Source organism: Paenibacillus sp. ACRRY (assembly GCF_022346995.1).
Classification (GTDB): domain Bacteria; phylum Bacillota; class Bacilli; order Paenibacillales; family Paenibacillaceae; genus Paenibacillus.
Map to the genome: position 1 here is coordinate 101889 of NZ_JAKRNM010000007.1, position 15421 is coordinate 117309.

Annotated in this window: 8 protein-coding genes; all 8 read left to right on the top strand. The window is 50.0% G+C overall.

Annotated features, from left to right (window positions below; genetic code table 11):
• The 8 genes from MH144_RS22120 (at position 1) to MH144_RS22155 (ending at position 15419) form a co-directional block, all read left to right on the top strand.
• A complete protein-coding gene (locus MH144_RS22120) occupies positions 1 to 1515 on the top strand; it encodes a response regulator transcription factor (protein WP_239304189.1) in 1515 nt (504 codons plus the stop codon).
• Positions 1516 to 1798: 283 nt separating this feature from the next.
• Positions 1799 to 3271, top strand: a complete 1473-nt coding sequence (locus MH144_RS22125; RefSeq protein ID WP_239304191.1) for an ABC transporter substrate-binding protein — start codon at positions 1799 to 1801, stop codon at positions 3269 to 3271.
• A gap of 79 nt (positions 3272 to 3350) precedes the next feature.
• Positions 3351 to 4280 (top strand): ABC transporter permease, encoded by a 930-nt coding sequence (locus MH144_RS22130; protein ID WP_239304193.1) that lies wholly within the window; start codon positions 3351 to 3353, stop codon positions 4278 to 4280.
• An 84-nt stretch (positions 4281 to 4364) separates the two neighbouring features.
• Positions 4365 to 5219, top strand: coding sequence for a carbohydrate ABC transporter permease (locus MH144_RS22135; RefSeq protein ID WP_217506623.1), 855 nt, complete (start codon positions 4365 to 4367; stop codon positions 5217 to 5219).
• A 33-nt stretch (positions 5220 to 5252) separates the two neighbouring features.
• Positions 5253 to 7562 (top strand): glycoside hydrolase family 3 N-terminal domain-containing protein, encoded by a 2310-nt coding sequence (locus tag MH144_RS22140; protein WP_239304195.1) that lies wholly within the window; start codon positions 5253 to 5255, stop codon positions 7560 to 7562.
• Positions 7563 to 7565: 3 nt separating this feature from the next.
• Positions 7566 to 10673, top strand: a complete 3108-nt coding sequence (locus MH144_RS22145; RefSeq protein WP_239304197.1) for an alpha-mannosidase — start codon at positions 7566 to 7568, stop codon at positions 10671 to 10673.
• A 259-nt stretch (positions 10674 to 10932) separates the two neighbouring features.
• Positions 10933 to 12252 carry a glycoside hydrolase family 125 protein gene (locus tag MH144_RS22150; RefSeq protein ID WP_239304199.1) on the top strand — a complete coding sequence of 440 codons (1320 nt, stop codon included), beginning with the start codon at positions 10933 to 10935 and terminating at the stop codon, positions 12250 to 12252.
• Positions 12249 to 15419 carry a beta-galactosidase gene (locus tag MH144_RS22155; protein ID WP_239304201.1) on the top strand — a complete coding sequence of 1057 codons (3171 nt, stop codon included), beginning with the start codon at positions 12249 to 12251 and terminating at the stop codon, positions 15417 to 15419. The genes MH144_RS22150 and MH144_RS22155 overlap by 4 nt, the downstream gene beginning before the upstream one ends.
• Positions 15420 to 15421 lie beyond the last annotated feature (2 nt).

Consider the following 15421-nt stretch of genomic DNA (forward strand, 5'->3'; position numbering starts at 1 on the left):
ATGTACAACGTGTTTATTGTGGATGATGAGCCGTTCATCATTGAAGGATTATACGAAATTGTGGATTGGTCTTCATTTGGAATGGGAATTGTAAACCATGCCGGCAATGGCCAGGCGGCGCTCCAAGCGCTGTCTGCCCAGCCTGTCGATATTCTGATCACGGATATTTCGATGCCCATTATGAATGGACTGGATCTGATTCGGGAAGCAAGGCGTGTCCAGCCTGACCTTAAAGTGATTATCCTCAGCGGATTCAATGAGTTTGAATACTTGAAGGAAGCCATGCAGCTGGGGATCGAAAATTATCTGCTCAAGCCGATCAATGTGGAGGAGCTGGAATCCACGCTGCGAAACACGGCCTCCAAGCTGGATCAAGTGCCAGCAAACACAAGTTATGATGCTTACGGCATTCAAATTTTGAAGGACAACATTCTTCATCGATGGCTGACGGGACAGATCGCAACGGCGGAATTCGAAGAACGTTCTCTGTTCATGAATCTTACACTTGATGGTCCAAGCTATGGCATTGCCATTCTCCGTACGAAGGGAGAAGAGCCGGGCATATTTGATCAAGTGCAGCGTTTACTTGCAGACAAGCCTTATGTGAGTACTTTTCATGATTTGGATGGCGATATCGTCATGATCGCAAGTGTGGACGAGCAGCAGGTCGATAGACAGATGTTCATGGATTGTGTCACCTATTTATCCAGGCAGATCTCAGAAGCGCACCCGTCGGTTTATATTGGTATGGGGAGCATGGCGAAGGGCATTCATCAGGCACCCGCGAGTTACAAAGAAGCCAAGCGCGCTTTGCAGTATGTGATGATCTACCCGGATCTTAAAGTGATTGATCATGCGATTCTTGAAACGGGAAGCAGTGCTGGCAGTCGTTTCTCCTTCGACTGGAAGGAATATGCCAAGCTGATGTTATCCCGCAATACCGAACAGCTTTCAGAACGAATTCAAACGGATTTTGAACAGTATCGCGACGGGATGACTCCTGTGGAACTGCAGCATACGGCGCTCGAATTGGTTATTCGTTTCAAAATGGAGCTGGAGAGCATTAAGCATACGGATGAGTCTGTCATTTACCAAAAGGGGTTAAGACGGGTGCTGGATAGCAGTACCTTTGCCGAACTGGTGCAGGCCCTTCAGCAAGTGGGTAGTGAGACGATCGAATCTCTGCTGCAGGATCTGAAAAACCCGATCGTGAGCCAAGTGCTTCAGCACATCGACAAGCATTACGCAGAAGAGCTTTCCCTGAAGCTGCTAGGGGCACACTATCATCTGCATCCCGTGTACCTTGGACAACTGTTTCACAAGGAGACGGGAGAGACCTTTGCCGAGTACATCAATAAATACCGGATCGAGCGTGCCAAGGAACAGCTGCGCACTTCCAATCTGAAGGTGCATGAGATCGCAAGAAACGTTGGATATTGGGAGACAGGATATTTTTATAAGCAATTCCGCAAATATGTAGGCATTTCACCGACCGATTTCAAGGTTTTTAATTAATTCGGTGACGGGAAGGTTCGGTCTGCGGGCTTAACGTACAAGAGACATTTCGGGAACAGCAGTGGCATGGGAAGAGTTCAATGCCAGATGTTACCCGGCATGTCTCTTTCATGTAAGCGATTTATTAAATCAGGGACAAAAACAAGAGTCAGGGAGAATATCTCTTTAATTTGTACCCCGAAAACTTAAGTTTATCTTCTTTTTGAAAATGCTTTCATTCGATAAGGTTATAGCAGTTAGTTCGTTAGTGCTTAAGGGAAAACGAAAAGGGAGGATCTAAACAATGCTTAAAAAAAGAAAAAGTTTTTCTCTCGTCCTGGCATTATTAATGGCCGTTACACTTGTACTGAGTGCCTGCGGTGGAAGCGAGAGTGCTTCGGAATCCGGTGGGGCTGGAGATGATTCAGTCGAACTGATCTGGTACACCATCGGTACCCCGCAAAAAGATGTGAACAAGGTCATGGAAGAAGTCAGCAAGTATACCAAGGAGAAAATCAATGCTACCGTAACCATGAAAATGGTCGATTGGGGTGACTACCCTCAGAAGATGCAGGTGAATGTGGCCTCCGGTGAGCCAATGGACATTCTGTTCACCTCTTCGGGCGGATTCGACTATGTACAGAATGCGAGAAAAGGCGCATTTATGGAGCTGGATGAGCTGCTTCCCGAATATGGCAAAGAGCTGACCGATACGATCGATCCGGCATTCCTCAGCGGTTCCAAAGTCGATGGTCATAACTACGGTATTCCAGCCAACAAGGAGCTGCCGCAGCAAGAGGTATGGCGTTTCAACAAAACACTGCTTGATAAATACAATCTGGACATCTCCAATATCCGCACACTGGATAGTCTCGAACCTTTGCTCAAAACAATCAAGGAAAATGAGCCAAGTGTGACGCCGTTTGCAATGGATAAAAACTATGTTCCTTACGTTCCTTATGACTATGTCATTCAAAATTTGCCTATGGCAATCAAATTAGATACAACGGATTACAAGCTCGTAAACATCCTGGAGACTCCTGAAATGAAGGAAGCGCTCACAACGATGAACAAATATTACAAAGCTGGCTACGTGTCTGCTGAGGCAGCAACAACAGGATCAACCAACGACCTGACGACATCAGGCAACTGGTTCCTGGATCGTGCACAGACTCAACCGCTGGCTGACAATCAATGGTCTGCAAGTTATGGATACCCTGTCGTTTCCACACCGGCAAGTGATGCAATCATCACAAACACTTCCGTACAAGGATCCATTATGGCGATCTCTGCCAACTCGGAGTACCCGGAAAAAGCAATGGAATTCCTGAACCTGCTCAATACGGATCCGGTGCTGCGCAACATGGTGGACTCCGGTATCGAGGGCACTCACTACAAAAAAGTGGATGATACACACATGGAAAACCTGGCTGAATCGAAGAACTATGATATGCCTTCGTATTCCCTTGGTAACAACATGCTGCTCTATCTGAACAACAACGATCCGGATAACAAATGGGATGAGTTCAAGAAATTTAATGCTGAAGGCGTGAACTCCCCAATCCTCAGCTTCAACTTTGATGCAAGCAACGTATCTGCTGAATTGACAGCAGTACAAAACGTGAAAGAACAATACTGGGCCGCATTGATGACTGGTACGCTGGACCCGGCGACCAACTTGGATCAGGTCATTGAGAAGTTCAATCAAGCCGGTCTTGAGAAGGTAATGGCTGAAGCCCAAAGCCAGCTTGATGCCTGGAGAGCGGAAAATAAGTAAGGTTACATTCGTAGAATCGGGCGGCTGCATGTAGCGTCCGATTCTTTTTTTTCATTCAAGCTTGAAGGAGGAAATCCCAATGACTGCATTTTTGAAAAATCTGATAAGAAACCGAGTCATGCTGTTTATGGTGCTGCCTGGCGCCATCTGGTTCTTCTTCTTCTCTTATCTTCCCCTGGTGGGTACTATAGCGGCATTCAAGGAATACCGTTTTAGCCGTGAAGGATTCTGGGCAAGTCTTGCAAAGAGTGAGTGGGTGGGCTGGGACAACTTCAAATTCCTGTTCAGCACCAATGACGCGCTGCTGATTACCCGAAATACGCTTTTGTATAACATCGCCATCATATTCTTGGGGTTAGTGTTCGCCGTAGGTTTGGCGATTCTGCTCTCAGAACTTATTAATAAACGTCTCGCCAAAATATATCAAACAGGGATGTTCCTTCCGTATTTCCTCTCCTGGGTCATTGTAGGTTACTTTGTGTTCAGTTTCCTGAGCATGGACCGGGGAATGCTGAATCAGATCATCGGCTGGTTCGGGATGGAACCCATTCAGTGGTATTCGGAAGCCAAGTATTGGCCGTACATTCTGATTTTCGTAGCACTTTGGAAAACGATCGGTTACAACAGTATCGTCTATCTGGCATCTATCCTGGGCATTGACCGTTCGCTCTATGAAGCCGCAATGATTGACGGTGCGAGCAAATGGCAGCAGATTCGCAACATTACGATCCCACTGCTATCCCCAATCATCACGATTATGACACTGCTGGCTGTGGGCCGGATCTTCTACGCTGACTTTGGTCTCTTCTATCAAGTGCCGAGGGATTCGGGTACGCTCTATTCCGTTACGAATGTCATTGACACGTATGTATATCGCGGCTTGAAAACGAGCGGTGAGATTGGCATGAGTACCGCTGCCGGATTGTATCAATCGGTTGTGGGCTTTGTACTTGTTATCATCTCCAACTATGTGGTACGCAAGATCGATAAAGATAGCAGCTTATTCTAGGACAAGAGAAAGGAGTGAACCACTGTGGCTCAACTCGTAAAAAAACGCGATTTCCATCATGTATCCAGCGGCTGGAACATCATCATGAATATCATGGCCGGACTATTCGCTCTGATCTGTGTGTTTCCTTTTATATTTGTCGTCATCATCTCCTTTACGGACGAAAAGGCATTGGCCCGTGACGGGTACCGCCTGATTCCGGCGGAATGGAGTCTCGCAGCATATCAATTTGTCTGGCAGAGCGGTGATACACTGCTGCGTGCATATGGGGTTACTATTCTGGTCACGGTACTCGGGACAATCATCAGTTTGATCCTCATGTCCCTGTATGCCTATGCCATTTCCCGCAAGAGCTTCAGATATCGGAGATTTTTCTCCGTGTTTGCCATTTTGACCATGTTGTTCAACGGTGGGATGATCCCGACCTATATGGTCGTATCCCAACTGCTTGGATTGAAAGATACCGTATGGGCCCTGATTCTGCCGCTGGCGATGAATGCCTTCTATATTATGATTCTGCGTACGTTCTACTCCACCAGTGTGCCGGATGCGGTTATTGAATCCGCAAGAATTGATGGTGCCGGAGAGTTTTATACCTTTATGAAAATTGTAATTCCCTTGTCCCTGCCGGGGCTGGCAACGATCGGGTTGTTCAGTACACTGGGTTACTGGAACGACTGGTTCAACGCACTCTTATACATTGATAATCCCAACCTGGTACCGCTGCAATCCATGCTGATGCGGATCGAGTCCAGCATCCAGTTTATTCAGCAGAACTCCGCTAACAGTTCCATGAGTCTGGCAGCCATGCAGTCCATTCCGCAGGATACTTCCCGGATGGCGATGGTCGTGCTTGCAACGTTGCCGATTATATTTGCTTACCCGTTCTTCCAGCGCTATTTCGTACAAGGTCTGACGGTTGGAGCGGTGAAGGAATAACCGGATCACTCTATAGGATTGGAGAGTTTCAGGATGATGACATATAAGGACAAAAGCAAGCCCGTCGAAGAACGGGTGCAGCATCTGCTTGGCCTGATGACTACGGAAGAGAAGGTAGGCCAGCTTATTCAGCCTTTTGGCTGGCATACCTATACGAATAATAAGGGAAACATCACGTTGAATGATTCCTTCAAAGAGCAAGTGGAAAATGGCGGCGTCGGCTCTCTCTATGGCGCCCTTCGAGCTGACCCCTGGACCGGGGTTACACTTGAAAATGGTTTATCCGCGAGAGAAGGTGCGGAGGCCGTTAATCTGATTCAGCGTCATGCGGTGGAGCATTCCCGACTGGGAATTCCGATCCTGATTGGGGAGGAATGTTCTCATGGCCATATGGCCATTGACGGAACGGTATATCCCGTACCGCTGCTGCTCGGCAGCACTTGGAATGTGGACCTATACCGAGAGATGTGCCAGGCCGTAGCCAGGGAAACACGTGCTCAGGGTGGAGCGGTTACGTATTCTCCGGTACTGGATGTTGTGCGTGATCCTCGCTGGGGACGTACGGAGGAATGCTTTGGTGAAGATCCATATCTCATTGGGGAATTGGCGGTAGCTTCTGTCGAAGGACTTCAAGGGGAAAGCCTTGACCGGGAGGATGCGGTAGCTGCGACGCTGAAGCATTTTGTCGGTTACGGCAGTTCGGAAGGCGGGCGCAATGCAGGACCTGTACACATGGGCTGGCGTGAATTGCTGGAAGTGGATCTGTATCCATTCCGAAAAGCGGTGGAAGCTGGGGCAGCATCCATTATGCCTGCGTATAACGAAATCGATGGTACGCCTTGTACGGTAAATACGGAATTGCTGGATCGTGTTTTACGTGAAGACTGGGGCTTTGATGGTCTGGTCATTACGGACTGCGGTGCAATCAACATGCTGGCAGGCGGGCATGATGTTGCAGCGGATGGGCTCGATGCATCTGTCCAGGCCATTCAGGCAGGCATCGATATGGAGATGTCCGGTGAGATGTTTGGACAGTATCTAGTGCAGGCCGTCTCGGAGGGCAAGCTTGATGTGCAGGTTTTGGACCAGGCTGTCAGCCGCGTACTGGCATTGAAATTCAGACTGGGCTTGTTTGAGCAGCCTTATGTGGACGCTGACCGGGCCGCAGAAGTGATTGGCAGTGAGCAGCATATCCAGCTGGCACGTCAATTGGCAGCAGAAGGAGTGGTTCTGCTCAAAAATGAGCAATCAGCTCTCCCGCTATCCCCAACAGGAGCTGGGCAAATTGCTGTAATTGGCCCAAATGCGGATCATGCCTACAACCAGCTGGGTGATTACACGTCACCGCAACCCAAATCAAAAGTGGCAACCGTACTGGATGGTATCCACTCCAAGCTCACGGGGAATGAAGCTGCACGTGAGGTACTTTATGCGCCAGGTTGCCGAATCAAAGGCGATTCCAGAGAAGGCTTCGATCATGCCCTTGAGATCGCCGGCAAGGCAGATACCATCATCATGGTGGTCGGCGGCTCAAGTGCCCGCGATTTCGGTGAAGGAACGATCGATCTGAAGACAGGGGCATCGAATGTGTCCGATCATTCCTGGAATGACATGGAGTGCGGCGAGGGTATCGACCGTATGACGTTAGGACTTGCGGGGGTTCAGCTGGAACTCATTCAGGAAATTCACAAGCTCGGCAAGAAGCTGATCGTTGTTTACATCAATGGTCGCCCCATCACTGAACCTTGGGTGGACGAACATGCAGATGCCATTCTGGAGGCATGGTATCCGGGTCAAGAAGGCGGGCATGCCATTGCAGACATTCTATTTGGCGATGTGAATCCATCGGGCAAATTGACGATTTCCATTCCGAAGCATGTCGGTCAGTTACCTATCTATTACAACGGTAAACGTTCCCGTGGCAAGCGTTATCTGGAAGAGGATCTGGAGCCTCGTTATTCTTTCGGATATGGACTTAGCTATACAACTTTTGATTACAGCGAGCCAAAACTCAGCAGGGCATCCATGCCAGCTGGCGAATCAGTTACGGTATCGGTGGATGTGACCAATACTGGCCAGCGTGGTGGCGCAGAAGTGGTACAGATGTACATTACCGACGTGGTCAGCCAGATGACTCGCCCGGCCAAAGAGCTGAAAGGATTCACAAAAGTGAATCTGGCACCTGGTGAGACGCAAACGATTGAATTCCGTGTTGGTGCGGAGCAGCTGCAATATATTGGACGGCATTTGAAACCCGTGGTTGAACCGGGACTATTCCGTATTCATATCGGCGGCAGCGTGAACGACACGCAAATGGCCGAGCTTACGGTAAGGGAGGCGTAAAACATGGAACGTATTAGACGATTTATTCGTGAACTGTCTGAACATCAGTGGCTGGAACAAGTGGATCTACGCAGCTGGAACATCACCCATGCTTATTATGACGTGCCGGGAAAATATGAGAACAAAGGGCCTTATCCGGAGGGAGAAGGCCTGGATCGTTTTCCAAGCACACAGGGAACCACCTACTTCTTCCGAACCCGTCTGGAGGTCCCCGCTTCCTGGCAGCAGGCCCCATTCGGACTGTTGTTTCAATCAGGAGGAGAAGGATTGCTGCGGGTGAATGGCCGTTCCTATCAGGGTCTGGATCGCAATCATACGTACGTTACGCTGGACCCATCCAGCATTGGAATCCATCCTGAACTTGAAATCGAACTGTTCGATCCGGTACCTGAGCCTGTCGATCCGTTGAACCAGCAGGCCGTTATTCAGCCGCCAATCACATCGATCACCAGTCTGCTGGTGAGACCGAACGAGGCGGTTCGCAGCCTGATGTATACGGTCATTATTGTACGCGATTCGGCCGTACTGCTGCCCGAGAGCGACTTCCGGCGTGTACGTCTGCTGGAAGCCATCTATCGTGCGATGGATCAATTTGTCGGCATGACAGTTGAAGAGATCAAGCAGGGCGATGGCATTCGCCAGATTGAAGAGAGTTTAAAGAATCAAGTGCGAGAGATTGGTGGTAACGCCGAAGGTCTGGAACATATGGTGGGACAGTCCCATATCGATATTGCCTGGCTGTGGCCTGTACGGGAGACGGTACGCAAGACAAGTCGTACATTCTCAACCGTGGATGCACTGATGAATGAATATCCCGATTATGTGTACTCCCAGAGCCAGCCTTTGTTGTACGCCTTTCTGAAGGAACATGATCCCGAATTGTATGCACGGGTGAAGCAGCGTATTGCAGAAGGACGCTGGGAACTGGTTGGCGGCATGTGGGTTGAGCCGGATCTGAACATTCCGAGCGGGGAGTCGCTGATTCGCCAAATGTTATATGGCCAGCGTTTTTACATGGAAGAGTTCGGCAAGACATCTCAGATTGAATGGCTGCCGGATACATTCGGGTACTGTGCCTCCCTGCCTCAGATTTTGAAGCATGGCAATGTGGATTATTTCATGACGACGAAGCTGGGATGGAACGATACCAATGTATTCCCGTACGATCTCTTTCACTGGGTTGGCATTGACGGTACACCGATCCTGTCTTATCTCAACCATGGTGTCAATGAACACACTTTACCGAAGGATATTCATGATCACTGGCAGTCCTACCGCGAGAAAGCAGCACATCCCGAGCACATGCTTCTATACGGGCATGGTGATGGTGGTGGCGGCGTAACCCGCGAAATGCTGGAGTACGTGGATCGCGCAGACTTGATGGTAGGACAGCCTGCCAGTCGCTACAGTACAGCTGCAGCTTTTTTTGCAGGTATTGAAGCAGGGCAGCCTACACTTCCAGAATGGCACGGTGACCTGTACCTGGAACTGCACCGAGGCACGTACACGACACATGCACGAAACAAGCGGAACAACCGCAAAGCAGAGGTCCTGTATCGTGAAGCCGAGCTGTGGAACACACTCGCTCTGCCGGACATGGAGGCGCAGGCGGAAGCTGAAGTCCGTTCGGCACTGCATGAGGGCTGGAAGCTGATTTTGCTGAATCAATTCCACGATATTATCCCAGGCTCAGCGATTACGGAGTCATACGTGACTTCGGATGAGGAGTATGTACGAGTTTTTGAATTAGGTAGAGCAGGGTTGAATCAAGGTGTTGCGGCATTGACGGCAGGTATTAATACAAAGGGTCCAGAGGGTTCAGCGGCCTATGTAGTGTTCAACAGCCTTGGCTGGAAGCGTAATGCAGTCGTTCAGCTCCCTGTGGACGATGGCATGGATCTTTATGTGGTAGATGTAGAAGGTGAGCACCTGCGAATGGATCGGGAGGATAACGCGATCTCGATTCTTGTGGATGACATTCCGGCGTTAGGGTATAAGACGATTTGGCTGGTACCTGAAAATACTAGGGAAACGAATGTACCAGAAGTGGCCAGCCTTGCCGGTCATCCGGTCTTTAATGATACATGGGATACCGCGTTTTATCATGTGGAATTTAACAACCAAGGGGAGATTACTCGTCTGTGGGATAAGGCAGCAGAGCGGGAAATGCTGAAGCCGGGTGAACGGGGCAATCAGTTCCACTTCTTCCACGACCGTCCGACGCTCTGGGATGCGTGGGATATTGACAGCCGTTATGAAGAACAGGTTGCTGGAGAAGTCGAGTTATTGGAGAAAAAGCTGGTGCTGGCTGGTACAACGAAGGACGTATTGCGCTTCCGCTGGAAACTCCATCAATCGGAGATTACACAAGATGTCGTATTCTACCATGATTCACGGCGGATCGACTTCCAGACGCAGGTGAGCTGGAACGAAAACCATAAGCTCCTGAAAGTCGGTTTTCCAATCGATGTCGTAACATCCAAGGCGACGTATGAGATTCCGTTTGGCGCATTGGAGCGGCCAACGCACCGTAACACCAGCTGGGAACAAGCGCAATATGAAGTTTGCGGCCACCGGTTTGCGGATGTATCCGAATACGGATACGGCGTGAGTTTGCTCAATGACTGCAAATACGGATACGACGTACAGGGAAGCACCATTCGTTTATCCCTGCTTCGTGCACCGAAATGGCCGGACCGGACAGCTGATCTGGGAGAGCATGAATTCACCTATTCCCTGTATCCGCATGAAGGGGATTGGCGTAATGCGCACACGGTACGTCATGCTGCAGAGCTGAATCATGAGGTGACGGTACAGCATGCGGAACAAAGCGCAGGCGTACGTCCGGCAACAGGTGCCTGGATCGATTTTGGTAGCAGCCATGTTGTACTGGATACGGTTAAGCCGGCCGAAGACGGACACGGCACGATCCTTCGTTTCTATGAATCTTCAGGCAAACGTGAACGTGTAACCTTGCAATGGCCACATGCCTCTGAGCAGGCCTATCTCTCCAACGCGTTGGAAGAACCGGGCGAGCCTTTGGATATGACGAAGGGTCAGATTACATTGACCTTCGCCCCTTACGAAATTAAAACCGTGCTGCTGCGGTAAACCTTTTTGACATATCTTTGAGCTACGCAAGATGAACTTAAACATTTACACGATAACGAAGAGTGCAGAACCAGTCTGGAGAAGCAGAGCGCTCGCGTTTATCACAGGATTTTTCCCTTTGAAGAAGGGAATCCAAAAAAATCCGGGGATAACAGCGATCGGAAGATGGTACTGCAATCGTAGTGACCATGTGTAACAGTTCACGGGTTGATCTTATCTAGCTACACCATTCAATACGTTTAAGGAGTTGCACTCATCCATGGAACAATTCAGATTACCCAAAATACCAATGCCGCCCGTTGCTGTGCCGCAATCCATTCAGGCAGTGCTTGAAGAGGCGGAACAGAAACTGGCTCATCGACCGAAGCTGCTTCAATTATTCAAAAATTGTTTCCCTAATACAATCGAAACGACAACGAAACTGATGGACGATGGTACGACTTTTGTCATCACTGGAGACATCCCAGCCTCGTGGCTGCGTGATTCCGTGGAGCAGGTCATTCACTACATTCCGTTTGCGAAGGAAGATGAGGATCTGCAGCGGATCATTGGCGGCCTGATCAAGCGTCATATCCAGTATGTTCATATTGATCCGTATGCCAATGCTTTCAATGAGACGGCTAATGACTGGCATTGGAACACAACGGACGAGACCGACATGTCGCCTTGGGTATGGGAACGCAAATTCGAGATTGATTCGTTGTGCTTTGTTGTACGGCTGGCCTATCTATATTGGAAGGAAACGGAGCTGACTGACATTTTTGATTCCAGCTTCAAAGCAGCCATGCGCAAAATCGTGGATCTGTTCAAGGTGGAACAGCATCACATGGAACAATCTCCATATCGCTTTACGCGCAATAACGGCATTCCTACAGATTCACTGCGTAATCATGGGAAGGGCATGCCGGTCAATTATACAGGGATGATCTGGTCCGGCTTCCGTTCCAGCGACGATGCATGCGATTTTCACTACAATATCCCGGGCAACATGTTTGCAGTCGTAGCTTTGCGCCAAATGCAGGAGTTTGCCGAGTGGGTGTTCCGGGATATGGCAATGCTGCAGGAGCTTAAGGATCTGGAGCAGGATGTGGATCACGGCATTCAGCTGTACGGCATTTATCGTCATCCGGAATTCGGTCCCATCTATGCGTACGAGACGGATGGCTACGGCAATTACTGTCTCATGGATGATGCCGGTACACCGGGACTGATGTCCATTCCGTATCTCGGCTACGTCACAGCGGATGATCCGATCTATCAAAATACCCGCCGCTTCGCCCTGAGCAAAGAGAACCCGTTCTATTATGAGGGCAAGGTTGCCAAAGGGATCGGCAGCCCGCACACACCACCGGATTACATCTGGCATATGGGTCTATCCATGCAGGGACTGACGGCACAATCTGCCGAGGAGAAGCTGGAGATCATTCGTATGCTGGAAGCAACAGATGCGGATACAGGTTATATGCATGAAGGTTTCCATGCGGATGATCCAACCATTTTCACGAGAAAATGGTTTGCATGGTCCAACAGCCTGTTCTCCCAGTTGGTCTATAAATCCATGAAGGATGGCCTGTTATGAGTACACATGTGAAGGATAACAAGCTGATTATCTTCGCTGATCCCGCTTTTCCGGCAGAAGGCCAGCGGCCATCCCGCGAGGCACTGGATACTTGGCAAGGGTCTAATGAAGTCACCGTAGCAAGCGCGCACGAACTGGCTGAGGTGTTGAAAGCAACAGCAGGCGAGGGCTGTCTGGTAAACCTGCATGCACCCTATTTTCCCAAATCGGCCTGGACGGAAATTGCAGCCTATCTGCATCAGGGAGGAAGCCTGATCAGTGTGGGCGGAGCACCGTTTAAGCGCCCTGTCCGGGATCAGGACGGAGCTTGGGTTGTGGAGTCGGAACAGACTGCATATCACCAGGAGCTTTATATTCACGAGGCACTGAACGTATCGTCAGCTAATATCCAAACGTACACTTCCTCTGAACAAATTTCACTACTTTCAGGCAAAGAGGGCTTGTTTGAGATTGCAGATACGTGGAATCTGGTCCCGCATACCACCAAGTCTAGTGATCTGCCTCACCAGATGGGTTCAGCAGGACCGATGAGCACGCAGATCTATCCGTTACTTTGCGGAGTAAGTAAGGATGAACGGAGCATCGCTGCTCCGGTCGTCCTGTGGGAGAACTCCCGCATTACATTTGCTGGTTCACGCTGGATGTTTGTGAATCTGCCGCTCTCCGCTTCATTTTGGGAGCAAGACGGTGCTAACGAGATTGTGAAGTGGGCACAATTCTGTGCCAAAGGGGTAACTGAATTGTCACTCAAGCCTAACTATGCCACGTACGAACCAGGTGAACGGGCTGTACTTACCCTTCAAGGACAGATCTTACAGCGCGCGGGTGACAGACGTACAGCTTCCGAGTTGTGGACATTTGATCTGACCGTTGAACGGGAGGATCGGACAAGCGGCACAGCTGAGAAGGTATGGAGCCACAGGCTGCAGATGGAGCTTTCCGGAGAGCAGCAGTTTGTACGCCTCCCTCTTCCGGTTTCAGTAGAAAGCGGGCTGTACCGAATCGTATGTCGTGCGCAAGCACCTGACGGTGAAGTTCGTAATCTGCGCCAAGGTTTCTGGGGCCAGGATGACGCATTGCTTGCAGAAGGTGAAGTTATCACCCGCAGCAGAGACTATTTTGTAAAAGAAGGACGACCTCTCCCAGTTGTGGGCATGACGTACATGACCTCCGACGTAGCCCGGAAATTTCTGTTTCTGCCGAATGCAGATGTGTGGGATCGGGACATGGCACAGATGGCGAAAGCGGGCATTAACTGGATTCGGACCGGAATCTGGACGGCATATCGCAATATGATGCAGGTGGATGGACACATGGCAGAGGATGTGCTTCGTGCGATTGATGCCTTCCTGTTAACGGCGAAGCGCCACGGGCTGCAAGTCACGTTTACGTTCTTTTCTTTTACCCCTGAAACGTGGGAAGGAACGAATCCGTATCTGGATCCGCAAAGCGTCGAGGCACAGAAGCGTTTCATCCGCAGCATCGTCAGCCGGCACACGCATACCACCCATGTGGATTGGGATCTGATTAACGAGCCATCGATGTTTGATCCGGTTCGCATCTTCTCGGCTGGCCCAAGCTCAGCCAGGGATTCGCACGAACAGCAGGCATTTATCGGTTGGCTTCAGCAGCGGCATGAAACCATTGAAGCACTGCAGGAAGCATGGAACATGTCACCGAAGCAGCTTCCGGACTTTGCAGCAGCGGTTATACCAGAACCGGAAGAGATTAACTTTGATGTACAGGACATGCACAAGGCGAAAAAAGGAACCCGCTGGCTCGATTATTGTCTGTTCTCCATGGAGATGCACAATGTTTGGGCAAGAGAGCTCGTAGGTACGATCAAGGATCTGGTGCCGGGTCATCTGGTTACCGTAGGACAGGACGAAGCTCTGGGTGCACAGCGTCCTTCACCGTTTTTCTATGAACGTGAAGTGGATTATACCACTGTGCATTCCTGGTGGTTGAACGATGATCTGATCTGGGACGGCATTTTCACCAAAACTCCGCATAAACCGAATCTCATTCAGGAGACGGGTATCATGTATGTGGAGACCCCTGATGGACGTGCCAAGCGCACGGAAGAAGAGCTTCGAAGCATTCTTGAACGGAAGTATGCCTATGCGTTCTCCACAGGTGGTGCCGGAGCGGTGCAATGGATCTGGAATACAAACTTCTATATGGATAATGCCAATGAGTCTCATATTGGGGCCCTTCGTGCAGATGGTACCGAGAAGCCGGAAGCGGATGTATCCTACGACTTTGGTCGCTTCATCAACAAGGTGCGTGATCTCTTCGAGGATCGCGAGCTGGAGGAGATTGCGGTTGTGTTTCCGTATTCCAATGACTTCTCCAACCGTTCCCTTGCTTATGATGCAACAACCAAACTTACGCGTGTGATGTCCTATGATCTGAAACTGCCGTTCCGTGCCGTATCCGAATATCACTTGGAAGCACTGGAACAGCAGCCGCCGAAGCTGATTATTGTACCGAGTCCGCATAATATGGATAATGATGCACTGCTTCAGCTGCTTGCATTCACGGAGAAGGAAGGCGCATGCCTGCTGATCACTGGACCGCTGGGACTGGACGCCTACTGGAAGGCAAGTGACCGGGCAGATCACATCTTGGGTAAACGCAGTTTGGGTAACGTGCAGCGTGAAGAACTGCTGAATATCAATGGGGTGAATCACCGGGTAACGTATGGCCGGCGTCGCATTGCTGAGGTGGCCAAAGAGACGTTGCTTCATCAAGATCATGACACTCCAGATGAAGTGACTGTTCTGCCATGGGGGAAAGGGAAGATCATGTGGACCCCACTGCCGCTTGAGCTTAACGGAAGGGATGAGCCGCTGGCGGACCTGTATCGGTATGCGGCCGAAACGGCTGGCATCCATCAGGAGCTGGAATGGATATCTGGCGGAAAAATCGCAGGAATCTATGGCCGGAAGCTGAGTTTTCCAAAAGGAAATCTATATGTATTTGTGTCAGAATCCTCACTCAACCATAAGGTTCAAGTAAGAGATACTCGCACTGGTGTATCCTATGAATTCCAATTGGAGAAAAATCGGTCCGTGCTGTTCGCCACAGATGCTGCAGGAAAGCTGCATACGGTGTATCGCCCGGAAGAAGTTGAGATTGTAAAACAAGATGGAGAGGTGGGCTAACT